This window comes from Bacillus sp. JJ1773, from assembly GCF_036962035.1.
GTDB lineage: Bacteria > Bacillota > Bacilli > Bacillales > Cytobacillaceae > Cytobacillus.
This window is the reverse complement of sequence record NZ_JBALNX010000040.1, coordinates 1-23,135: the sequence shown is the minus strand read 5'-3', so window position 1 is coordinate 23,135 and position 23,135 is coordinate 1. Positions and strand designations below refer to the sequence as shown.

The window sequence follows — 23,135 nt, the reverse complement described above, 5'->3', positions numbered from 1 at the left end:
ATAATTAATTATAAATTTAAAGATAATTTTAATAATTAAATCTTATCAATTAATTCCATCAACTCCTTGTCTAACAGTAATAAAAACAAGAACCTGCTTCAAGCAAGTTCTCTAGTGATAATGCCTATATTAACTACATATTGCGCCTACATTACCACTACTCTAGTATCTTCCCTTCCGTTTCCGGAATAAACAGTATGGTGATCATTGTTACCACAACAAACGCCTCTATGAATGAAACGGTTGCCCCAAATGTCCATCCCATTCCAATGACAAAACCGATTATCGATGGCGCAAAAGTATTTGCCCAGCGCTGTGATGCTGCTCCGAAGCTATAGCCAGCACCGCGGACATTTGTCGGATAAACTTCGCCAAACCATGTATTCCACACGGCCCATGCCCCTTGATTAAAGAAAGAAAGAAGAAAGTTAAATGCATATAGCTCAACCATATTGGATGAAAAGGCGAATAAGAAACCACTGATGGCTGCACCAGTTACAAATAGGAACAATATCTTTTTCCTTCCAAACTTAGCTGTCAGATGGGAGGCAACCATATAACCTGGTATCTGCATAATGGAAGTTAAAGCCAGGAATCCTAAGCTTTGTGACATGGATAACCCTTTTTCCATTAACAATGTCGGAATCCATGTATACAATCCCCAATAACCAAATGCAAGAGTAAAGTTTACAATTGTTTGCAATGAGGTTAACTTTAGCCATTTCCCTTTAAAAATCTCAAAATAGTTGGCTTGTTTTACATTTAAAACATTTAATTTTGTATTTGGATCAAGAACAATTTGACCTTTACTTAAGTATTTAATTACTTCCCTTGCTTCCTCCTGCCTTCCTTTTCCAGCCAGCCAGTATGGAGACTCAGGTATTTTCAGTAACATAAACGCCCATAATCCACCTAAAGAACTGATAAATAGGACAACTCTCCAGCCGCCAAGAGCACCTTCAACCTCCATAAATAAAACCGTAACTCCTACAGCAATAAGGACTCCAATCGGCCATCCTGCTGATAAATAACCGCCGTATTTTCCTCTTTGTTTCACAGGAAGCATTTCCTCAAAATATGGGAAAATACAAACTAGCATTCCTGCCAATGCTAAACCTGCTAATAGCCTGCCTGCATACAACATTTCAAAATTAACAGAAAACACACTGATTAAAGAAAATAAAGTATAAAGCAATAAACTGTACATCATTGTTTTTTTACGGCCAATTTTATCCGAAATGAATCCCCATATATAAGCCCCAGGAATCATTCCTAGAAATATAGCCCCAATGATTGAACCTGTTTGTACCGCTGTTAGATTAAATTCAGCTGCAATCGCTCCACTTAGGAAGATGATAATCATCATTTCCCATGCTTCGACTACAAATGCAAAGAATAGAACCATTCCTACAAATGCGTGTCGGCTATTAAATGGCATATCCTTAAATAATTCTCCCACCTGCATAACTGACTCAGCTTTAGCTTTCAACGCAGCATTGGACATATATTTTCATCTCCCATTGAAACTGAATACTCAGCAATTTTAAAAGTTGATTCTTTAAACGAGATTTAGTTAGCTAGTCTTCCAATCTCTCAATATAAATCTTCTCTTTCCCTTCAAGCCAAATTCTTTCGCCAATTTGAACAAGCTTGTCAAATTCCGAATAATCGACTTGGGCAAAAACGTTAACAGGCTCACTGCCTTTGTGGCTTCTTGCCAGCTCAGCACCATAGTAAATGGCTAAAGCCTGCGGGAGAGCGCCTTCTTCCTCCCAATTCCAATCCCGCCAATAACACACTTCTCCAACACTTGTATAAATGGTCTGATTTTCTCTTGGTGGCAAGTCCTGTTTGTTATAGGTAAAGTTGAATTCCCTGCCTGACCATCTTGATTGAGTAGCGATACTTTCTAACGGAAGAGCATTCCAAATCCTCTCACAAGTTAATGGGGCCCTCCCCTCAAGCAAAGTTGCTGAAATCTCTCCCCCGCCTTCAAACCGAAATCTTATTCTTTTCAACGCTGCTGCACATCCTCTTAAGTTCATATTTCCAGTGAATTCTAAATTATCTGTAATATTTAGGTAAAAATGGAGGAAGGCATTCTTTTAAGAATTTCCTTCCCATTTCAACCATGAGCCCAAGGTGCATATTCTTTACTCGCTGCTTTTTTGTTTATTTTCCGGTAACATATTCATTTCTTAAATCTTTTTCGGCATCCTCAGAAGATCTTTCGGACGGATTCCCAAAGCCGCCGCCGCCACCGGTCATGACTTTGACAATATCGCCTTTACGTACTTTTCTTCCGTTTACCTTCAGTAGATGTTCAACCCCTCTGCCTGAAATAATTTCTACATCAGGCTTTGCGCCAGGCAGGCCTCCAAATAATCCCCATGCTGGAGTCTTGGATCTTTCAAACCATAGAGAAACTGTCGCATCTTCACTAAGAATCTCGTATTCTCTTTCAACCCCAAGACCGCCGCGATACTGGCCGGCTCCTCCAGAGTTTTGTCTTAAACCATATTGATTGATTCTAATCGGATACTTTGACTCAAATACTTCGATTGGCAAGTTTTTGAAGTCCCCACTCACATGGTTGATCAATGCTGATTGGCCGTCTCCAGAATGGAATGCACCCCATCCTCCGGCAGTCGCTTCCACACTTAAAAATGACTCATTTGTTCTTTCATCCATTCCTGCAAATGTCACTACCATGGAATCTCCGTAATGAGCACCAGCGGCCTTATCTTTCATGACAGGGGATAGTGCTTTAATAATTAAATCAATCAATAAACCTAGCGGAGTAAAATACCAGCCGCATGGTGCAGGCTCTACTGCATGGAAGATTGTTGCTTCTGGAGCAATAACTTTCATTGTTCTAAAGTTCCCGCCAGTTACAGGAGAATTCGGACTAATTAAATCTTTAAATGCCACACGGCAGGCTGAAATCGTCTGAGCATAGCCGCAGTTCGTTTGTCCGAAGCGCTGCTTGCTAGAGCCTGTAAGATCAATCGTAATATAATCGCCCTCAACCTTTACTTGAACCTTTACAAGAATCGGTTCATCCTTGACCCCATCATTATCCAGGTATCCTTCTGCCTCATAAACGCCATCCGGAATATTGCGAATAACGCTGCGGTCCATTTCTTCTGATTGTTTAAAAATGTCATGAATACAGCGATTAATTCGGTCGATGCCAAAGCGGACAATTAATTCCTTGAATCTTTTTTCACCTGTCCGGCAGGCTGCAATTTGCGCATTTAAATCTCCCAATGCAGCTTCACGGAAACGGTTATTCGAAACAATTAAGCGGATTACATCTTCGATTGGCTTCCCTTGATCATAAATTTTAGTAGGAGGAATTCGGATACCCTCTTGATAAATACTTGTTGCATCCATTGGATACCCAGGATCTTTCGAGCCAATATCTAACCAGTGGGCACGGTTTGCTGTAAAGCCAACGAGCTCACCTTCTAAGAAGATTGGAGAGAAAACCGTAACATCATTTAAATGCGTTCCGCCAATATATGAATCATTTAAAATATACACATCTCCATCTTTATAGTTTTCAATTCCGCCGATTACGTTGGTAGTTACTTTTATACATTCATCAATGTTTCCGAGAAATATTGGCAATCCGGCAGACTGTCCTAATAGCTCTACATCGCGGTTAAAAATACAAACACTACAATCCTTCATTTCATAAATAATCGGTGAAAATGCGCTTCTCGCTAGACTTGCGTTCATTTCATCCGCAGCCGAGATAAGGGCATTCCTTACAATTTCCGTTGTAACCGGATTTTCTAAATATACTGGTGTTTGAGTGCTCATACCAAAACCTCCTGTTCAGCTGTTTCTTTAACAATTTCAATATTCTGATATTCATCAATGCGAATATAGTGTTTTGGCGGTATAACTAAAGTTGAGTTTTTATCTTCAACAACCGCTGGCCCATTGAAATAGTTTCCATAGGATAGCTCCTCAGTTGAATATACCTTTGTTTCTTCTTCAACATTATTCCAAACTACATTTCGTTTTGATGATGGCACCGCTTGTTTTTCAGATCGTTCGTCCGACTTCACATATTCTACCTTTTCAAGATCTCCAAAGGCTGTAGCACGAAGGTTCACGATCTCTATTGACCCTTTCGGATTATTATGTCCGTAAATATCTAAATGGGCTTTATGGAAGTCCTCTTCGATTTCCTTAAGATTATTTGTTTCGTTTAATATATTTACCGTATATTCCTGACCAGCATAGCGGACATCAATGCTATTTTGGAAACGAATATGCTCAGTTTGAATGTTCTGCTGATTTAACACTGCAATGCTTTCCTGTTTCATTTCCTCATATAAGGATTCAAGCTGGCTATAATTCACTTCTTCGATGCTAGATACATAGTTTCGCACTGTATCAAAGCGGATGTCTGTTTGCAGCATGCCCCATGCAGAGAATGTTCCGGATACGCTCGGTACAAATACTTTCTTCATATCCAATAGATCTGCAATTAACACAGCATGCATTGGTCCTGCGCCGCCAAATGCAACTAATGTAAAATCACGAGGATCAATTCCGCGTTTAACCGTTAATGTACGAATAGCATCTGCCATCTTCGCATTCGCAATATCACAAATTCCTTCAGCTGTTTCTTGAACAGAAAGTCCAATTTGATCTGCAACCGATTTCACTGCTTCAATCGCTGCTTGTTTATCCAGCTTGATGTCGCCGCCTAAGAAGTTATTTTCATCGATACGGCCTAGTACTAAATTTGCATCTGTCACAGTCGGCTGTTTTCCCCCTTGTCCATAACAAGCCGGTCCTGGTGAGGAGCCTGCACTTTTCGGTCCTACACGCAATCCGCCTGCCTCTACCCATGCAATGGATCCGCCTCCTGCTCCAATCGTATGAATATTAACCATAGGTGATAAAATCGGGAAGCCTTCCATATGAATTTCAGCTGTAATGTCTGGCTGTCCATCAATAATCATACTTACATCAAAACTCGTTCCTCCCATATCCACACAAATTAAGTTTGGATCGCCTGTCAGCTTTGTTAAATTCATTCCGCCAATCGTTCCGCCTACTGGTCCTGACATAAGTGTCTGCAATGGAAGACGCTGAGCAATCTTGGATGTCATAACCCCTCCATTAGACTGCATAATGTAAATATCTTTTTTGAAGCCTCTCTTCTCTACTTCCTTCTCTAAAATATTTAAGTATTTTTTTACGATAGGAGCGATATATGCATTGATAACCGTTGTACTTACACGCTCATATTCTCTCCACTCACGGGCAATATCGCTAGAAAGCGAGACCGGAATATCAAGCTCTTTTTCGATGAAGCTGCGGATTTTATCCTCGTGATCTGGATTACGGTAAGCGTGCATTAAGCACACAGCCACTGCATCATAGTTTTTATCCTTTAATTCTCCAATGATTTGGTGTAGATTGCCCTCATCTAATGGTGTCACGACAGAGCCGTCAAATGTCACTCTTTCTTGGATTTCATAAATATGCTCTCGCTCCACTAAAGTAGCTGGCTTATTGAACTGAATATTGTACATTTCAGTCCGGTTTGCCCTGCCGATTTCATACACATCTCTAAATCCTTTCGTTACTATAAGGGCTACATTTGCACCCTTTCTTTCAAGGAAAGCATTTAATCCAGATGTTGTTCCATGAACAAAGTATTCGATTTCAGATAAATCCCCTATATAATGGCTTATGGCCTCTAAAACACCTTCAGCTAGATTATGCGGAGTTGTTAAAGTTTTTTTCGTATGATAGACATTTTTCAGACGGTCAAACACAACCAAATCTGTAAAAGTACCTCCAATATCTACTCCAAGACGATAACGCGACATTTTGCTTCCTCCCTTTCGGTTTCAATACATCTTTTATGTTGTATTCCCTGTTAAAACCCTATTTGGATGTTGGCCAAAACATTAAGTATATGCAATTGACATGCATTCCTCCCTTCAAGGTTTCCTATCAATCTATTAGTTAAAAATAACTGGTGTAATTACGGATAATAAAATCGTTTCTTGATCAAGCGGATTCTCCCACATATGGGGGAGTGTGGACGGAAAGTGGACTGCTTCTCCCTCACGCAAATAATAAACATTCTGATCAACCGTAATTAATACTGCACCCTTTAGGACATAATAAAATTCTTCCCCAGGATGCCTGGCCATTTCTATATCCCTTTGATGCGGCTGCATTGTAACTTGAAAAGGCTCTATCTTTCTGTCAGTAAAATTATTGCTGAGCCGAATATAAGTAGAATCAGAGCTTTCAATCTTAAAAGATTTTTGATTTTCCTTTTTAACTGCATAATTTAAATTCTCAGGTTCCTCAAAAAAATGAATCATCTTTACACCAAAAGCATCAGCAATTTTTTTTAATGACGTAATAGCAAGTGAAGATGTTCCTCTTTCTATTTGTGATAAAAAACTTACGGAAAGGTCCGTCTTTTCACTCAGCTCTTTTAAAGTCATTCCCTGTTCAAATCGTAATTGCTTAATTTTTTCAAAAATTTCCTTCATTACTAAATCCCTTTCTATAAATGAAGAATTTTTACTGCTGCACTGTAATTGTTTATGATTCTATCATAATTCACTTTAATACAAAAGAATATTTTAAATATTTTTTATAGTTATAATTAATTGTTATTTTAGAATATTTTTGTTGTATAACTTATTCTTGTAAAGCACATAAAAAAAACGCATCATATTAGATGCGTTTCAATAGCTATCACTTTTCTTCTGCAAATCTCTTAACTATCTCCTCAATTTCAAGTAACAACTAAATCAGCATTGTTAAGAATTTCTGCATCAATGATATCCGAGGTTTGAATTGAAATATCTACTCCCACTTCATCCATGGCTTTTACAGCATTTAGGTTTAAGACATACGCCTCAATTCCTGCACTATAAACATTCCAATCATCAGCCAAATACTTCTTCCCCTAGCCCTCTGCCATTGGGCTTCGGCATGAATTGCCTGTACATAGAAAATAAATTGTTTTTTAGTCATGATTTTAACTCCGTTATTAATGAATAAATAGCAGCCAAATATATAAACCAACCAATGTGATAAATAAAGTTGGAATCGTTAAGACAATCCCCGTTTTAAAATACGTTCCCCATGAGATTTTTACACCTTTTAAGGAAAGAACATGCATCCATAATAAGGTGGCTAGAGAACCAATTGGTGTAATTTTGGGACCTAAGTCCGAACCAATGACATTGGCATAAATGAGTGCTTCTCTTATGACTCCCGTTGTATTTGTGTCTGAAATCGCTAAAGCATCAATCATCACGGTAGGCAAATTATTCATCACAGATGAAAGCAGCGCAGCAATGAATCCCATCCCGAGTGTCGCGGCAAATAATCCTTGATCGGCAGCTGATTGAATAACATCAGCTAAAACATTCGTTAACCCCACATTTCGCAAACCATAAACAACCACATACATCCCAATTGAGAAAAAGACAATAGCCCAAGGAGCCCCTTTCATGACAGTCCTTGTATTCACCGCATGGCTCCTTCTTGCCATGAATAGGAAGAAAACAGCTACAACCCCAGCAATGATAGAGACTGGAATTCCAGTAAATTCACTAGCAAAATACCCCATAAGGAGGACTGCCAGTACATACCATGACAATAGAAACATTTTTTCGTCCCGTATTGCTTCTACTGGTTTTTTTAGGTCCGATAAGTCGTAGTTCTTTGGAATGCTCTTACGAAAGAAAAGATATAATACCAAAATACTAGAAGCAAGAGAAAAGAAGTTTGGGATAATCATTCTTGATGCAAATTCATTAAATCCGATTCCAAAATAATCGGCAGAAACGATATTAACAAGATTACTAACAACTAAGGGAAGCGATGTTGTATCTGCAATGAATCCACTGGCTATGATAAACGGAAAAACCATTTTTTCATTAAATTGCAGATTTCGGACCATTGATAATACAATAGGTGTGAGGATGAGCGCAGTTCCGTCATTAGTAAATAATGCGGAAACAATAGCACCTAGAATGGTGATATATACAAACATTCTTATCCCATTTCCCTTTGCTGCTCTCGCCATATTTAAGGCGGCCCATTCAAAAAATCCTATTTCATCTAAAATAAGCGATATAATTATAATGGCAATTAACGTTAATGTGGCATTCCAAACAATTAATATCACATCTATGAAATCATGAAAGTCCACGACTCCGACAATAAGTACCAGCACAGCTCCCCCGCAAGCAGACCAGCCAATTCCTAATCCTTTCGGCTGCCAGATGACTAAGGTTAAAGTGGCTAAAAAGATTATACTTGCTATAATAATTGAAAACATCGTGAACCCCCAACTATCTCTATTTACCTCCATCAGTATATAGGCATACTCCTAGACGTTCAATATAAAATAAGCCTTTGCAGTCAATGTATTATTCAAATGAATTACTTTATTGACAGATTTTTCATTCTCTTGTATATTATATATGAGCATATATTCATATATTAATTGAGGTGTCTATAATGATTTACGATGTGTTAATTATCGGAGCTGGCCAGGCTGGCTTATCCATGGGATACTATTTAAAAAAATCATCCTTGTCCTTTCTTATTATTGATAGTCATAAGCGCATCGGTGACGTATGGAGAAATAGATATGATTCCCTTGTCTTGTTTACCCCACGTTCTTATAGTTCCTTACATGGCTTAATGATGGAGGGAGATCCAGATGGGTTTCCTACGAAGAATGAAGTAGCTGATTATTTAGAGAAGTATGCTGAAACCTTTCAATTGCCCATACAGCTTGATACAAAAGTTCAACAAGTATATAGAACAGATAAATATTTTAATATTGTTACTCAAAATTCTACTCTTCTGGCCAAGAAAGTGGTTATCGCAGCAGGTCCCTTTCACCATCCAAGAATTCCTGCTTTTTCAAAAGGGCTTCAGGGAGATGTCATACAACTACATTCTTCACAATATAAAAATCCCTTACAGCTGAAAGAAGGAAACGTTCTAGTCGTTGGGGGTGGTAATTCCGGTGCGCAAATTGCTGTTGAACTTTCCAAATCCCTTCCTACTTATCTTTCAGTAGGAGAGGCTCTGCACTTCTTCCCTTTAACCCTTACAAATAAAAGTATATTTTGGTGGCTAGATCAATTAGGGATATTAAAGGCAAACTCAACTTCTAAAATAGCAAAATGGCTTCGGAAAAAAGGCGATCCTATTTTTGGTCTGGAATTAAAAGAGAAAATTAAACTAGGGAAAGTATCTATGAAGGGAAGAACAATTGGCATCAAACAAAATGAAATCCTATTTACAGATACTTCCACTTTAAAAGCTGATAATATTATTTGGGCTACGGGTTTTGAAACTAATTTTTCCATGTTGGATTTCCCGCAGATTTTTGATGAAAAAGGAAAAGTAATTCACGAACGAGGAATATCAAATATAGACGGATTGTATTTTCTTGGCCTGCCCTGGCAGCATAGGCGAGGCTCTGCTCTTTTATTAGGGGTTGGCGATGATGCAAAGTTTTTATTCGAAAACATCATAATGGATTATTCTTGAATTAACGCAGCAATCGTGTTGCGTTTTTTCTTTTAGTATCAGTAAATAATAGATATAATCTATGTATTAATCATTCGATCAAATATTACTTTTAATAGGAGATACATTATGGACTTGAGAGAACGGTATGAAATACTTTTTAATAAAATGAATCAATACAATTCGGGTGATATCGGTATAACGCGTGTTGCCTACACGAATGAAGAGCAGGCGGGTACCCATGCCTTCATGAGGCTTTGTATGGATGAAAAATTAGATGTTCGCCTTGACCCTTGCGGAAACTTAATTGCAAGAAGGGAAGGAAAAATAAAGGGCCTTCCACCAGTTGTGATCGGATCTCACTTAGATACTGTGTATCAAGGCGGAAAATATGACGGTTTAGTTGGAGTGACAGCTGGGTTGGAGGTAATTTCGCGATTAAATGATAAGGGAGTCGTGACAGATCATCCGATTGAAGTCGTTTCTTTCGCTTGTGAGGAATCCTCCCGATTTGGCGTTTCTACTTTTGGGAGTAAGGCAATGGCTGGACTCCTAGATAAAGAAAAATACAGGCATCTGAAAGACCGCGATGGCCTTACGATGGAAAAAGCATTAGCCCTATGTGCCCTTGATTTTAATAGTATTGATGAAGCAAGCAGAGCAAACGAAGAATTCAAGGCATATTTCGAGCTGCATGTGGAGCAAGGTCCCGTTCTCATTAATAATCAGAAAAAAATTGGGATTGTAACTGGGATCGCAGCACCAGCTAGACTTCTTCTAAAAATTTATGGAAAGGCCTCACATTCAGGTACAACCCCAATGAATATGAGAAAGGACGCTCTCCTCGGTGCTTCCGAAATTGCCTTAGAGCTTGAAAAAGCGGCAATGCTTGAACAAGCGTACGGAACTGTTGGAACAGTTGGCGTTTTGGATATTCCTTCAGGAGCGATGAATGTCGTTCCAGGTGAGGTTGAGCTTAAGATTGACATTCGATCTACGTCTACCGAATCAAGAGAACGTGTGTTAAACCATGTCTATGAAACGATTGCCTCAGTAAAAGCAAATAGACAGCTCGAGATCGAAACTAATGTTATTAGTTTAGAGGAGCCAGTTATTCTTTCTGGAGAACTTGTTGAAGAAGTTAGGAACATTTGTGATCGCAGAAATTTATCATACGAAGTCATGCAGAGCGGGGCTGGCCATGATGCGATGAACATGACAAGACTTGGTCCAGTTGGGCTGATCTTTGTACCATCTGTTGATGGATTAAGTCATCATCCAGATGAATACACAGATTTAGACGACATTTTACTTGGAATTGATGTTTTAGAAGAGGCTGTTATACAATATGCGAAAGCGTAACTCATGCCCTAACATATAGCTGAGTACTCAGGAAAAACGAAGGTGTTAGCCAAGTCTTTGGAATGATGCCTTCGTTTTATTTTATTTTTGTTCGTTCTGAGCATTTTGTAAACTACTTTAGTTAATAACACTTACTATGAGACTTTCATGGTTAGCATTTTCGTACTAGCTAAAACCCTTACCATGAAGCGCTCATAGCTAGTGTTTTCATACCATCACCATGAGGCTCTCATGATTATCATTTTCATACTATCCTATCTAAAACCCTCACTATGTAGCGTTCATAGGTAGCATTTTCATACTCACCCAACTAAAACCCTTACCATGAAGCATTTATTGTTAGCATTTTCAAGCTCCTCCTACCAAAACCCTCACCATGAATTGCGTTTTCCTTTAATAACACCAAAAACTGGAAGCATGAGTATATCACCGTTACCTATTCCATTCATTTCCAGTATCATCTAAATGACCATTTCTCTTCTTTTTTGGTATACTGTATATCGTTAATTCACACACAAATACTTTCCGAAGAATCTCTACTAGAATGGACGTGAATCTTTAAAATGAAAACAGTTATTTACAAAGAGGAAGCCGGCTATGCGCTTAAAGCGGATTTCCATGAACCGGATCGTGAAAATGCTCCTGTTGTCGTATATATACATGGGGGCGGCCTCCTATGGGGTACAAGAAAAGAACTTTCTGCTGAAATGATACAGCTTTATACAAATAATGGCTTTGCCGTGTTCTCTATTGATTACAGACTTGCTCCTGAAACAAAACTATCGGGCATCCTTGATGATATCCAAGATGCGCTGAACTGGATAAAATCTGAAGGACCTAATCAATTCTCAATTGATCCGGATAGAATAGCCGTAATCGGCGGATCAGCAGGCGGATTTCTAGCACTGTCTACCGGTACACTTTCAAACAAGCCGCGTGCAATCGTATCCTTCTACGGATATGGAGATATAGGCGCTAATTGGGCTACAACCCCTAACAGCTACTACCTCCAAAAAGATAGAGTACCAAAAGAGATTGCCGATCAGCTTGTATCTAATCAAATAATTACAGAAGCTTCTGTTCAACCCCGGTTCCTTCTATATTTATATGCACGACAAACTGGGGATTGGATTCAAGAAGTAACTGGAATTAACCCGCAAATGAACGAAGAAACGATTCAAAAGTATTCTCCCATTTACAATATTGATGCGGATTACCCGCCTACTTTATTCTTACATGGAACGAAAGATGTAGACGTCCCTTACGAACAATCTGTTTTAATGAGCGAAGCCCTATCAAAAGCAAGCGTTGAAAGCAAATTAATTACCATCCCTAATGGAGAGCATGTATTCGATAAGGATTTCCATAACCCAACTGTCCAAGATGCACTTAAAGAAGTCATAGAATTCCTGAAATCCCATTTATCTTAGTAAATTAATTCTTTTCCTTCTCCCTATTGGAATGATGGAGAAGGATTTTTTTTAAAAAAAATACTTTTTTCCTCCCAAAAAGCGATTTAGGAATCAAGGCTACAAATGTCTCCCATATATTTTACAGAGAGAAGCTATTTTATTAGGACTTTTGTCCTGATTAAGCTACCAAATTTATGTAAAAGATGAAGGAAAATGTCTTTTTCTTAGAACCTTTGTCGAATCTATTTCGAAATATGAAATATCTCCTATAATAAAGGTATACTTGAAAACATTAGTAGGAGAAGATGAAGATGAACAAGTATTCATTAGAGAAATTAGTCCTTAAGCGCATTAATATAATGAGAAAAGAAATGATCCGAATTGCACATGAAACCGGAATGAATAGTGTTGAAACGATAAATTATAGCCAAAAGCTAGACCGTTTAATATACCTTCACCTTTTGCATTTTTCATTAAGTGATCGTACTATCCATAGAGGTCATTCAGCTAGTTAATCAACCTATAATTCTTACTAAATTGGGGCTAGAAGATCTAGCTCTTTTTTCTATTTTATAGAAGTTAAATTTATGAAATCCCTCTAACTAGTCCATACTGAATACAGATTCTTTTTTAGGGGTGTCATATTTTGTCATACAATTTATTTACTAGCTTTGCGCGTTTACCGCTAATATTTCGAGTATTAATTATTTCACTTACGCTGATTTTTACATTTGGAACGATAATTCACTTATTAGAACCAGACCAATTTAAAACTATTTTCGAAGGTATTTGGTGGGCTGTAGTCACAGCAGCTACAGTTGGCTATGGAGATTTTGCACCGAAGACAGTTTTTGGGAGACTTGCCGGGATTGCTTTAATCATGATCGGAGCTGGATTTTTAGCCACCTATTTTGTCACACTAGCCACTGTTGCAGTAACAAGACAGAATGATTTAATTGAAGGGAAGCTTGCTTTCAAAGGGAAAAAACATCTAATTATTATCGGGTGGAATGAACGTTCACGTGAAATTCTTCAGGCACTTTGTAAAAATCATAAAGAAATGGCGATCACCTTAATTGATGAGTCACTCGAAAAAAACCCATTGCCTGACAGAAATGTGCATTTTATTCAAGGCCGTTCAAACGTTGATGATGTGCTGTTAAAAGCAAATATATTAGAAGCAAGTAAAGTGATTATAACCGCTGACCCAAACAAGGGCGAGCTTCATGCTGACATGGGCTCCATCTTAACCTTGCTTGCTGTAAAAGGGCTTAAACCTCATGTCCCCTGCATCGTTGAAATTCTAACATTAGAGCAAGTTGCCAACGCGAAAAGAGCTGGGGCCGATGAGGTTGTCCAAACAAATATTTTAACAAGCTTTGTGATGATTAATAGCATCTTTTCACAGGAGCTGGTAACATCCTTTTTGGACTTATTACGGCAGATGGATAACCGAAAATTAACGTTTCAGCAGGCTTCAACAGACATATTGGACATGTCCTATATGGAACTTAGTCAATTACTCATTAAAGACGGAATTCTGTTGCTCGGAGTAAAAAGAGGGGAGGAAACGCTATTAAATCCTCCAGCCCCCTTTCATATTCACGAAAATGATCAATTGATTATCATTACGAATTAACCATTCAAGAGCACTGCTTCCAATTCTTTGACAAGCGCTTTCCCATGATCCATGAATTTCTCCGGGAGTTCAGCATCCTTTTCGATTGGCTCCGAGAATTGGTTAAATGATCCAGATATGACCGCTGTATGCGCATGGTCGTCCAAACCATCCTCATATAGGTGTGAGAGCAAAAACGGTCGCCTAAGCTCGACTGTACATCCTCTCGCATCAAGCTGCCCGTCTATTGCCATAAAGGGAAGCCTTAAAAATTGATAGCCCTCCTTGTTATCGACCTTATAATCAAAATAGCCTTTTTCATAATCCCAATTGCCGCCAATTGAATAGCCGATTGGTTTTAACTTCTGTTCTAATTTATACAAATCAAAGCTTTTACCCTCTAATTCTGAAGGAATTTCAATCATTTAGGATATCTCCTTTCCATTCTTTTAAATAGTTTCCCCGAAAATAAAGGTTTCATTAAAAAAAGAGTGCTCGTTTAAACGAACACTCCTTTTTTATCTAAGCCGCTTTTCTAGCTCTTCCTTCTTGTCTTCAAACCCTGGTTTTCCTAAAAGAGCAAACATATTTACTTTATAAGCCTCTACACCTGGCTGATCGAAAGGGTTGACACCTAATAAATAGCCGCTCATCGCACAGGCTTTTTCAAAGAAATATACGAGATAGCCAAAGGTAAAGGCATCTAATTTAGGAATGGATAAGACTAGATTTGGCACACCGCCATCAGTATGCGCTAGTACAGCCCCTTCAAACGCCTTATTGTTGACAAAGTCCACCGTTTTTCCAGCTAAATAATTTAGATCATCTAAGTCATTATCTGCCTTTTCAATGATTAACTCTTGACGTGGTTTATCAACCTTCATAACTGTCGCAAACAGGTTCCTTCGTCCATCTTGAATATATTGACCAATAGAATGCAGATCCGTTGAGAAATTGGCCGAGGATGGGTAGATTCCTTTTAAGTCCTTTCCTTCACTTTCACCGAATAACTGCTTCCACCATTCTGAAAAGGATTGTAAAGCTGGCTCATAGTTAATGAGCATTTCTGTCGTCTTTCCTTTGTTGTATAAAATATGGCGAATTGCTGCATATTGATAGGCTATATTTTCAAGCAACTCTGAACTGCTCAGCTCTTCCCGGGCAAGGGCAGCACCCTTCAACATTTCCCCAATATCGGCACCGCTAACAGCTATTGGCAATAAACCCACTGCTGTTAATACCGAGTATCGGCCGCCAATATCATCAGGAACAACAAATGTTTCATAGCCTTCTTCGTCTGCAAGTGTTTTTAGGGCCCCTCTTTCCCTATCTGTTGTTGCATAAATTCTCCTGCGTGCTTCCTCTAAACCATATAGCTCCTCCAATCGCTTGCGAAAAATCCGAAAGGCAATGGCTGGTTCAGTCGTTGTACCTGATTTAGAGATAACGTTTATGGAGAAGTCCTTCCCATCAAGAAAGTCAATCACATCTTTCATGTAAGAAGAGCTTAAATTATTGCCGACAAAAATTATTTGCGGAGTTCCTCTTTTTTCCTTTGACAGTGCATTATAAAAGCTATGATTTAACATTTCAATTGCTGCACGGGCACCTAAGTAAGAACCCCCAATACCAATAACGAGCAAAACATCAGAATCTCCAATAATTTTTTCAGCTGATTGTTTTATCCGAGAAAATTCTTGTTTATCATATTGAATAGGGTAATCCATCCAACCTAAAAATTCATTTCCCTGTCCAGTATTCTCATGCAAAGAGTGATGAGCAACCTTTACCGCATCTTGCATATATGTAAGCTCATGGTCACTGAAAAATGCAAATGCCTTTGAGTAATCAAAACGAACATATGTCATGTCTGATCCTCCAATTATGTAATTTCATAAAAACATACCGGATTACTTTCAGTATCTATTTTATTCTACTAAACTTTAACGGAAAGCAGGCGTATAATCAAGAAACATCCGTTAGTAATATATCTACTTTTATTTACATTTTATGAGCTGTCAAAGTGAAAAATGTCGAAAATAGCGACCTATCTAAAGACGCAAAAAATCCTTGCACATAAGTACAAGGATTTTTTGTTCTATCATTGTAGACGGAAAAACGAAATCATATTCTAGTTGGAGCGAACAACAGAATAGTCTATTATTATTATTAGTTTTATTGTTTTTTATATTCCATCTATAATCAGAGTTTGGATTAGCTTAAAATTTTGTTAATACGTTCAATTGCCCAATCTAACTCTTCCTCTGTAATTACAAGTGGAGGTGCAAAGCGAATGACTGTATCATGTGTTTCTTTACATAATAAGCCTTCTTCCTTTAAAGCCTCACAATATTTGCGAGCTGGTTCAGTTAATTCAACACCAATAAATAAGCCACGTCCACGAACATCTTTAATTATCGGATTTTTGATTTCTTTTAACTTGTTAACGAAGTACTCACCAAGCTTCAAAGAACGCTCAGCTAAGTTTTCCTCAACAAGAACCTCCATAGCAGCAATAGATACAGCACAAGCCATTGGATTTCCGCCAAATGTTGAGCCGTGAGATCCTGGATTGAATACACCTAGAACTTCCTTATTTGCAACAACACAGGAGATCGGGAAAACTCCGCCGCCTAATGCCTTTCCTAGGATGTACATATCTGGATCTACATCTTCCCATTCACAAGCAAACATTTTACCAGTACGCGCTAGACCTGCTTGAATTTCATCAGCAATGAATAATATATTGTTTTCTTTACATGTTTCGTATGCAGCTTTCATGAAGCCTTCTTCAGGAATAATGATTCCAGCTTCCCCTTGGATTGGCTCAATTAAGAATGCCGCAGTATTTTCCGTGATTGCCGCTTTCAATGCTTCTAGATCTCCGTATGGAATTAATTTAATACCTGGAAGCATTGGACCAAATCCGCGCTTATATTCCGCTTCTGAAGAAAGAGAAACAGCTGTCATTGTACGTCCGTGGAAATTTCCAACACATGCAATGATCTCTGCTTGATTTTCAGCTACACCTTTTACATCGTATGCCCAGCGGCGAGCAGCTTTAAATGCTGTTTCAACCGCTTCAGCACCCGTATTCATAGGAAGAGCCATTTCTTTATTTGTTAGCTTACAAATCATTTCATACCATGGACCAAGCTGATCATTATGGAATGCACGAGAGGTAAGGGTTACACGATCTGCTTGATCTTTTAATGCTTGAATAATTTTCGGATGTCTATGTCCTTGGTTTACTGCCGAGTAAGCACTTAACATATCCATGTATTTATTGCCTTCAGGATCCTCAACCCATACACCTTCAGCCTTTGAAATGACGATTGGCAGCGGATGATAGTTCTTTGCACCATATTTCTCAGTTTGTTCAATCAATGAATTTGTATTTGTTAATGCTGTCATGAATACATTCCTCCTAATGTCCGAGTAATCCCTTTCATTGTACCGTTAAGCTGTTACACTTTAAACCCTGAAAGGAAATTTTTTAATACATTTCTGATGTAGTTTTTGCTTGCATATGAAGAAGCAGATAATCAGGTCCGCCTGCTTTAGAGTCAGTTCCTGACATGTTGAATCCGCCGAATGGCTGGTAGCCTACAATAGCACCTGTACAGCCGCGGTTAAAATATAGGTTTCCAACATGGAAATCTTCACGAGCTTTTTCTTGGTTCAAACGGTTATTGGTAATAACTGCACCCGTTAAGCCGTATTCTGTGTTGTTAGCAATGTCAATCGCTTCATCGAAATCTTTAGCTTTTGTAAAGCCAACAACAGGTCCAAAGATTTCTTCCTTCATGATGCGAGATTCTGGTGAAAGGTCAGCGAATACGGTCGGTTTAATGAAGTAGCCTTTCGAATCGTCACCTTCTCCGCCTGCCATTAGCTTACCTTCCTGCTTGCCGATTTCGATATAGCTCATAATTTTATTATAAGCGCTTTGATCGATCACCGTTGCCATGTAGTTGTTTGGATCAGTTGGATCCCCTTGTGTTAATTGATTTGTTAATTCAACGACACGGTTTAATACTTGATCGTATACATCTTCTACAACTACTGCACGAGAGCATGCTGAACATTTTTGTCCGGAGAATCCGAACGCAGAAGCAACGATAGATGTCGCAGCTAGTTCAAGATCTGCTTCTTTATCGACAACAATCGTGTCTTTTCCGCCCATTTCTGCGATTAAACGCTTCATCCAAATTTGACCTTCATTCAGCTTAGATGAACGTTCGAAAATACGCAGACCAACGTCACGAGAACCTGTGAAGCTGATGAAACGAGTGTCTTTATGGTCAACTAAGTAGTCGCCCACTTCTGCACCGCTTCCTGGAACGAAGTTAAGAACACCTGCTGGAAGTCCTGCCTCTTCCATGACTTCAACGAATTTCGCTGCAACAATTGGTGTTGTTGAAGCTGGTTTTAATAATACAGTGTTTCCTGTTACGATTGCTGCAACTGTCGTACCAGCCATAATCGCTAACGGGAAATTCCAAGGAGAGATAATGATTCCCACTCCTAATGGAATGTAGTCATAACGGTTATATTCGTTTGGACGGCTGTTTACTGGAACACCATCTTTAATACGCAGCATTTGACGTGCGTAATATTCTAAGAAATCAATCGCTTCTGCAGTATCTGCATCTGCCTCATTCCATGGCTTTCCTGCTTCTTTTGTTAAAAGAGCAGAGAATTCATGCTTGCGGCGGCGGATAATCGCAGCTGCTTTGAAAAGAACGTCCGCACGAATTTCCGGCTTTACCTTTTTCCATGTTTTGAACGCTTCAACAGCAGCCTGCATGGCTTTTTCGGCTAATTCTTGGCTTGCCTTGGATACACGACCAATCACTTCTTCTTTATTTGCGGGATTATAAGAAACAATTTTTTCCTCAGTAGAAATACGCTCTCCACCAATGACTAAATCGTAGTCTTTTCCTAAATAGCCTTCAACCGTTTTTAAGCCTGTTAGATATGCCTCACGGTTTTCGTCTAACTTAAAATTTGTGAATGGCTCATGTTTGTATGCTTGTACCATGATTCCTTCCCCCTTAGCACTTTTTCATTACATCCATATATCATTGCAAGATATGTGCCAAATATGTATACCGCGTCAAATGTTGTTTTTTCTTTCTTAACAGCAAAATTATTTTGCATTTTGATCTCTCAACACCTGTTAAGGAGCAAAAAAACATTGCACCCCTTCCATTCTTTACATAAAATGAAGGAAAGAATGATGAAGGAGCAAGACAATGAATAATCCAAATTTCGCTCAAATGAAATTAATTAATACGTTTTTCCAACAGATACTTAAAGAAATAGATATCGGAGTCCACGTTGTTGATCACGAAGGCAAAACGATAATTTATAATAAAAAAATGGCTGAAATGGAGGGAATGGATTACTCAGATGTCCTCGATAAGGAGCTATTGGATGTATTCTCCTTTCATAAGGATGAGGCTAGCACCCTTTTGAGAGCTTTAACTCACGGGGAGAAAATCATTAATGCTAAGCAAACTTATTTTAATAATAAAGGGCAGGAAATAACAACGATTAATAACACCTTCCCCGTTTCGGAGGAAGGCGTTCGAATTGGCGCCATGGAAATTGCCCGCGATGTGACAAAACTAGAAAAGCTGATTAGAGAAAATATGAATAAAAAAGGAAACACCCGCTACACATTTGATAGCATTATCGGAATCAGTGAAGAAATTAAGAATGTGATCGAGGCGAGCAAGAGAGCGACCCGCACTAGTTCATCAATTCTTATCGTTGGTGATACAGGAACAGGAAAAGAGCTATTCGCACAAAGCATTCATAATGGAAGCAATCGATCTTCAAAGCCCTTTATCTCTCAGAACTGTGCTGCCTTGCCTGATAGCTTGATTGAGGGGCTGTTATTCGGGACAAAGAAAGGGGCTTTTACAGGTGCGATTGAACGTCCAGGTCTTTTCGAACAGGCGGAAGGCGGAACATTGCTGCTTGACGAAATCAATTCTCTAAATCCAGCCTTGCAGGCGAAGCTTTTAAGGGTTTTACAGGAACGAATGGTTAGACGAATTGGAGACACAAAAGATCGTAAGGTAGACGTCCGGATCATTGCTACTATAAACGAGGATCCTATCGATGCGATCTCCGATGGAAGACTGCGAAAAGACCTATATTACAGATTGAGCGTTGTTTCTTTATTCATCCCTCCTTTGCGGGATAGAAGGAAGGATATTCAAGATCTTGTCCGTTTCTTTATTGAAAAATACAATCACCTTTTTGGCATGAAGGTTCAAGGGATTGACGATCATGTTTTAAGTGTATTTGAACAGTATGATTGGCCTGGAAATGTACGGGAACTAGAGCATGTTATAGAAGGTGCGATGAATTTAATTGTTCATGAGGAGCACATTGGTTATCTTCATTTGCCGATCCATTTCCGCAATAAGCCGCAATTTAAAAATGATATTTTTACACCGATCAGCCTAACACATCATCAGAATGAATCAAGCAGTCAATTTAAGTCCTTGGAAGATTATATGGATGAAGCAGAAAAAAGCTATTTAGAAAAAGTGTTACAGCTTCATCAATATAATATTACCCAAGCCGCAAAATCTCTTTGCATGAGCCGGCAAAATCTGCAATATCGGCTTAAAAAGCACCAGATTAGGAAAGAGGAAGCCAAGGGAATATAAAAAACTCGCCGATTGGCGAGTTTTTGTTCTTCATTGATATAGAATATCGTCTTTAAGCGTATTGACTTTATTTAAAGCCTGGGCGATATCTTCATCACCAACCCCAAAATGAGCGAGAGCCTCTCCCAGATGTGTGGCAATGGCATCAAAATGCTCGGGCTGCAGATTCATCCCTTTATGAGCCTTTGCCATCGAATTTCCCGAATATTGATTAGGTCCACCTAAGGCAAAGCTAATAAACTTCGTTTGATGTCGGCGCTGCTTTTCCATATCTGTATTCTCAAAAAATTGGTTTACCGTTGGATCCTTTAGGACTAATTCAGAATAAAAGTAGTCGACAACCTTTACAATTGCCTCTTCACCGCCGACTTTTTCATAAAGTGTTTGTTCTGCCATGTGAAATTCCCCCTTCTTACTAATAACAAGAGTTATTATTCGATAGAGATTAAGCAAGTATTCAGGTTCCCTTTGACCAAAAAAAGTAAAAAACCGAGCTAAGCCCGGTTTCCATTCTTATTTCTTAATCAAATCTTCACGTTGAGATTGGTCAATCCACTCTTGAAGTTTATCCTTAAGTGTATTAAATCCTTGTGCCGTATCGTTTTCCACATGGATTGGAGCCACTGGGCGAGGTTTACGCGGCTTTTTCGCTTTTACTTCAGCCTCGACTGGCGCTTCTTGTGTAGCACGGATCGATAATCCAATTTTTCCTGATGCCTCATCAACAGATAAAACTTTAACTTCTACTTCATCTCCAACTTTAAGATGTTCATTAATATCCTTAACAAATCCATGAGTAACCTCAGAAATATGAACAAGCCCTTGAGTAGTCTCATTCAGCGCAACGAACGCACCATACGGTTGAACTCCTGTCACCTTACCTTTAATAACACTGCCTACTTCGATTTTTTCAGACATGGAAACACTCCTAATTTCTATTAATTTTTATCCTTTTTATTCGCAATTAAAAATTATACCACAGTTCAAGCCTTTTTTCAAAAAGTAATTAATTCGGTCTTGATATTCTCTATTTTGCTCGTAATTAATATTATTATTTAATCTAAACAGGCAAGTTTTATTGGATAAGATGTTTTTTGTGATTTGATGTTTGAAAGCAAGGCTTGTTGGGCATGATGGTCTTAAAGACTTTCTAGTATTCCCCCTTTTTGAAGTGACAATCCTTTGGGTTGTCCTTTTTTTGTTTGGTTGATTTCAATTCCTTCGGTGAAAATAAGGTATACTGACATTGAGGGGATATACATGGAGAATACTATGGAAAAACAAGACGTACATATAAATGGAAATCATATTTACTATGAAAGCTTTCAGCGACACTCATCCTCAAAGAAAACCGTTGTCCTGCTGCACGGCTTTCTATCCTCAAGCTTTAGCTTCCGGAGGCTTATCCCATATTTAATAAATGAATATAATGTCATTTCTATTGACTTACCCCCATTTGGGCAAAGCGGAAAATCCCGCCGTTACAAATATTCATATAAAAATATGGCGATGACCGTTATACAGCTCATTGAAAGTATACAATTAAATAAAATCATATTACTTGGCCATTCTATGGGTGGACAAATTTCCTTATACATCGCTCATTTACGTCCAGATCTAATTGATAAAGTGGTACTTCTTTGCAGCTCAGGCTATTTAAAAAAATCAAAGCTCCAGCTTGTTCTTGCGACTTATCTTCCATTTTCTCACCTATTCGTTAAGAGGTGGCTGGAGCGTTCAGGATTAGAAAATAATTTACGGCTCGTTGTTTACAACCAATCTATAATCGATGAAGAAATGGCAGAAGGATATTTAGCCCCATTTTTAAAAGACGATATATTCTTAGCCCTGGCAAAGCTAATCCGTGACCGCGAGGGAGATTTGTCTGCAGATATCTTAAAAGAAATTCAAGTACCCTGCTTATTAATTTGGGGAGAGCAGGATAAAGTAGTTCCACTGCAAATAGGCAAACAGCTGCAACAGGATCTAAATAATTCGAAGCTCATTGTTTTAAAAGAAACCGGCCACCTCCTTCCAGAGGAAAGACCGGAGGAGGTTTTCCAATATATAAAGGAATTTAATAAGAAAGGGTGAATCTGCAAAAGAGTCACCCTTCTCTAAATTGTACACACTCCATCATCTTTAATAGCCAGAAGTTTACGAGCGACTTCTGAGCATTCCTCAATGGCTAGAAGCTTTTCAAAGGAAAATTCAAAAATGGCCTGAATTTTTCTAGCTAGCTTATTCTGATCATCTAAATCATGGACTGCCTGAACAATATCAGCAATTTCCGTTTCATAATTGCCTGCACCCATTCCAAAAGGATCCCACTCATTTATTGTATTGACGAGCTGTATGTTTAATTGTTGAATTTGCATATTATCACCTTTCCGCAGATTAACGGGCTGTAAGACCCCACTTTAAAAAGTTTGAGGAAAAAAGAAACCTATTCAGGTGACTAACAGCCCGTAAAAGCCCTATTATAGGAACACAGACTAA

At 38.6% G+C, this 23,135-nt stretch carries 20 protein-coding genes and 1 pseudogene; 7 read left to right on the top strand and 14 right to left on the bottom strand.

Translation table 11 applies throughout. From position 1 onward, the window contains the following. Nucleotides 1–157 precede the first annotated feature (157 nt). The 7 genes and pseudogenes from V7127_RS10850 to V7127_RS10820 all read right to left on the bottom strand — a co-directional run bounded on the left by V7127_RS10850 (nucleotide 158) and on the right by V7127_RS10820 (nucleotide 8,347). Nucleotides 158–1,504: an MFS transporter gene (locus V7127_RS10850; RefSeq protein ID WP_335485821.1), complete on the bottom strand. Its 1,347-nt coding sequence runs from the start codon at nucleotides 1,502–1,504 to the stop codon at nucleotides 158–160. Nucleotides 1,505–1,577: 73 nt separating this feature from the next. Further along, nucleotides 1,578–2,018: a DUF3830 family protein gene (locus V7127_RS10845; RefSeq protein ID WP_335485818.1), complete on the bottom strand. Its 441-nt coding sequence runs from the start codon at nucleotides 2,016–2,018 to the stop codon at nucleotides 1,578–1,580. A gap of 154 nt (nucleotides 2,019–2,172) precedes the next feature. Continuing rightward, nucleotides 2,173–3,828, bottom strand: coding sequence for a hydantoinase B/oxoprolinase family protein (locus V7127_RS10840; RefSeq protein WP_335485815.1), 1,656 nt, complete (start codon nucleotides 3,826–3,828; stop codon nucleotides 2,173–2,175). Next, complete coding sequence (locus V7127_RS10835) at nucleotides 3,825–5,861, bottom strand: hydantoinase/oxoprolinase family protein (protein ID WP_335485811.1); 2,037 nt, start codon at nucleotides 5,859–5,861, stop codon at nucleotides 3,825–3,827. The genes V7127_RS10840 and V7127_RS10835 overlap by 4 nt, the downstream gene beginning before the upstream one ends. A gap of 135 nt (nucleotides 5,862–5,996) precedes the next feature. Beyond that, on the bottom strand, nucleotides 5,997–6,542 hold the full coding sequence (locus V7127_RS10830) for a helix-turn-helix domain-containing protein (RefSeq protein ID WP_335485808.1): 546 nt from the start codon (nucleotides 6,540–6,542) through the stop codon (nucleotides 5,997–5,999). 251 nt (nucleotides 6,543–6,793) lie between these two features. Further along, nucleotides 6,794–7,018: pseudogene (locus tag V7127_RS10825) on the bottom strand (arsenate reductase); the annotation flags it as partial. Between the two features lie 30 nt (nucleotides 7,019–7,048). Further along, nucleotides 7,049–8,347 carry an arsenic transporter gene (locus V7127_RS10820; protein ID WP_335485805.1) on the bottom strand — a complete coding sequence of 433 codons (1,299 nt, stop codon included), beginning with the start codon at nucleotides 8,345–8,347 and terminating at the stop codon, nucleotides 7,049–7,051. A gap of 182 nt (nucleotides 8,348–8,529) precedes the next feature. Between V7127_RS10820 and V7127_RS10815 the strand changes: the two genes are divergently transcribed. The 5 genes from V7127_RS10815 (at nucleotide 8,530) to V7127_RS10795 (ending at nucleotide 13,968) form a co-directional block, all read left to right on the top strand. Beyond that, nucleotides 8,530–9,576, top strand: coding sequence for a flavin-containing monooxygenase (locus V7127_RS10815; protein ID WP_335485802.1), 1,047 nt, complete (start codon nucleotides 8,530–8,532; stop codon nucleotides 9,574–9,576). Nucleotides 9,577–9,684: 108 nt separating this feature from the next. Continuing rightward, nucleotides 9,685–10,917, top strand: a complete 1,233-nt coding sequence (locus V7127_RS10810) for a M20 family metallo-hydrolase (protein WP_335485798.1) — start codon at nucleotides 9,685–9,687, stop codon at nucleotides 10,915–10,917. Between the two features lie 563 nt (nucleotides 10,918–11,480). Continuing rightward, a complete protein-coding gene (locus V7127_RS10805) occupies nucleotides 11,481–12,347 on the top strand; it encodes an alpha/beta hydrolase (RefSeq protein WP_335354673.1) in 867 nt (288 codons plus the stop codon). A 293-nt stretch (nucleotides 12,348–12,640) separates the two neighbouring features. Then, nucleotides 12,641–12,844 (top strand): aspartyl-phosphate phosphatase Spo0E family protein, encoded by a 204-nt coding sequence (locus V7127_RS10800; protein WP_335344265.1) that lies wholly within the window; start codon nucleotides 12,641–12,643, stop codon nucleotides 12,842–12,844. Nucleotides 12,845–12,975: 131 nt separating this feature from the next. Further along, nucleotides 12,976–13,968 (top strand): potassium channel family protein, encoded by a 993-nt coding sequence (locus V7127_RS10795; RefSeq protein WP_335354672.1) that lies wholly within the window; start codon nucleotides 12,976–12,978, stop codon nucleotides 13,966–13,968. Here the strand turns inward: V7127_RS10795 and V7127_RS10790 are convergent. The 4 genes from V7127_RS10790 to pruA form a co-directional block, all read right to left on the bottom strand. Then, nucleotides 13,965–14,372 (bottom strand): YugN-like family protein, encoded by a 408-nt coding sequence (locus V7127_RS10790; RefSeq protein WP_335354671.1) that lies wholly within the window; start codon nucleotides 14,370–14,372, stop codon nucleotides 13,965–13,967. The two genes, V7127_RS10795 and V7127_RS10790, sit on opposite strands and share 4 nt — an antisense overlap. Nucleotides 14,373–14,465: 93 nt before the next feature. Beyond that, nucleotides 14,466–15,815, bottom strand: coding sequence for a glucose-6-phosphate isomerase (locus tag V7127_RS10785; RefSeq protein WP_335347271.1), 1,350 nt, complete (start codon nucleotides 15,813–15,815; stop codon nucleotides 14,466–14,468). A gap of 346 nt (nucleotides 15,816–16,161) precedes the next feature. Continuing rightward, the gene (locus tag V7127_RS10780; protein WP_335347270.1) at nucleotides 16,162–17,361 is read right to left on the bottom strand and encodes an ornithine--oxo-acid transaminase; all 1,200 of its coding nucleotides are present in this window, start codon (nucleotides 17,359–17,361) and stop codon (nucleotides 16,162–16,164) included. An 82-nt stretch (nucleotides 17,362–17,443) separates the two neighbouring features. After that, the gene (pruA, locus tag V7127_RS10775) at nucleotides 17,444–18,991 is read right to left on the bottom strand and encodes an L-glutamate gamma-semialdehyde dehydrogenase (protein WP_335354669.1); all 1,548 of its coding nucleotides are present in this window, start codon (nucleotides 18,989–18,991) and stop codon (nucleotides 17,444–17,446) included. A gap of 214 nt (nucleotides 18,992–19,205) precedes the next feature. Here pruA and V7127_RS10770 point away from each other — a divergent pair, with 214 nt between their 5' ends. Continuing rightward, complete coding sequence (locus V7127_RS10770; RefSeq protein ID WP_335347268.1) at nucleotides 19,206–20,636, top strand: sigma-54 interaction domain-containing protein; 1,431 nt, start codon at nucleotides 19,206–19,208, stop codon at nucleotides 20,634–20,636. A gap of 30 nt (nucleotides 20,637–20,666) precedes the next feature. Here V7127_RS10770 and V7127_RS10765 read toward each other — a convergent pair whose 3' ends face one another. Together V7127_RS10765 and yugI are read right to left on the bottom strand one after the other, a co-directional pair. Then, nucleotides 20,667–21,032 (bottom strand): group I truncated hemoglobin, encoded by a 366-nt coding sequence (locus tag V7127_RS10765; RefSeq protein ID WP_335347267.1) that lies wholly within the window; start codon nucleotides 21,030–21,032, stop codon nucleotides 20,667–20,669. Nucleotides 21,033–21,149: 117 nt separating this feature from the next. Then, nucleotides 21,150–21,554, bottom strand: coding sequence for a S1 domain-containing post-transcriptional regulator GSP13 (gene yugI / locus V7127_RS10760; protein WP_335347266.1), 405 nt, complete (start codon nucleotides 21,552–21,554; stop codon nucleotides 21,150–21,152). A gap of 342 nt (nucleotides 21,555–21,896) precedes the next feature. Between yugI and V7127_RS10755 the strand changes: the two genes are divergently transcribed. Further along, complete coding sequence (locus V7127_RS10755) at nucleotides 21,897–22,730, top strand: alpha/beta fold hydrolase (protein WP_335354668.1); 834 nt, start codon at nucleotides 21,897–21,899, stop codon at nucleotides 22,728–22,730. Between the two features lie 23 nt (nucleotides 22,731–22,753). Here V7127_RS10755 and V7127_RS10750 read toward each other — a convergent pair whose 3' ends face one another. Then, the gene (locus tag V7127_RS10750; protein WP_335354667.1) at nucleotides 22,754–23,014 is read right to left on the bottom strand and encodes a DUF1871 family protein; all 261 of its coding nucleotides are present in this window, start codon (nucleotides 23,012–23,014) and stop codon (nucleotides 22,754–22,756) included. Nucleotides 23,015–23,135: the final 121 nt, after the last annotated feature.

Coding starts and splice junctions, on each gene's coding strand:
- V7127_RS10850 (WP_335485821.1), bottom strand. CDS start 1,504: ATGTCCAATGCTGCGTTGAAAGCTAAAGCTGAGTCAGTTATGCAGGTG.
- V7127_RS10840 (WP_335485815.1), bottom strand. CDS start 3,828: ATGAGCACTCAAACACCAGTATATTTAGAAAATCCGGTTACAACGGAA.
- V7127_RS10835 (WP_335485811.1), bottom strand. CDS start 5,861: ATGTCGCGTTATCGTCTTGGAGTAGATATTGGAGGTACTTTTACAGAT.
- V7127_RS10830 (WP_335485808.1), bottom strand. CDS start 6,542: ATGAAGGAAATTTTTGAAAAAATTAAGCAATTACGATTTGAACAGGGA.
- V7127_RS10820 (WP_335485805.1), bottom strand. CDS start 8,347: ATGTTTTCAATTATTATAGCAAGTATAATCTTTTTAGCCACTTTAACC.
- V7127_RS10815 (WP_335485802.1), top strand. CDS start 8,530: ATGATTTACGATGTGTTAATTATCGGAGCTGGCCAGGCTGGCTTATCC.
- V7127_RS10810 (WP_335485798.1), top strand. CDS start 9,685: ATGGACTTGAGAGAACGGTATGAAATACTTTTTAATAAAATGAATCAA.
- V7127_RS10805 (WP_335354673.1), top strand. CDS start 11,481: ATGAAAACAGTTATTTACAAAGAGGAAGCCGGCTATGCGCTTAAAGCG.
- V7127_RS10800 (WP_335344265.1), top strand. CDS start 12,641: ATGAACAAGTATTCATTAGAGAAATTAGTCCTTAAGCGCATTAATATA.
- V7127_RS10790 (WP_335354671.1), bottom strand. CDS start 14,372: ATGATTGAAATTCCTTCAGAATTAGAGGGTAAAAGCTTTGATTTGTAT.
- V7127_RS10785 (WP_335347271.1), bottom strand. CDS start 15,815: ATGACATATGTTCGTTTTGATTACTCAAAGGCATTTGCATTTTTCAGT.
- V7127_RS10780 (WP_335347270.1), bottom strand. CDS start 17,361: ATGACAGCATTAACAAATACAAATTCATTGATTGAACAAACTGAGAAA.
- pruA (WP_335354669.1), bottom strand. CDS start 18,991: ATGGTACAAGCATACAAACATGAGCCATTCACAAATTTTAAGTTAGAC.
- V7127_RS10770 (WP_335347268.1), top strand. CDS start 19,206: ATGAATAATCCAAATTTCGCTCAAATGAAATTAATTAATACGTTTTTC.
- V7127_RS10765 (WP_335347267.1), bottom strand. CDS start 21,032: ATGGCAGAACAAACACTTTATGAAAAAGTCGGCGGTGAAGAGGCAATT.
- yugI (WP_335347266.1), bottom strand. CDS start 21,554: ATGTCTGAAAAAATCGAAGTAGGCAGTGTTATTAAAGGTAAGGTGACA.
- V7127_RS10755 (WP_335354668.1), top strand. CDS start 21,897: ATGGAGAATACTATGGAAAAACAAGACGTACATATAAATGGAAATCAT.
- V7127_RS10750 (WP_335354667.1), bottom strand. CDS start 23,014: ATGCAAATTCAACAATTAAACATACAGCTCGTCAATACAATAAATGAG.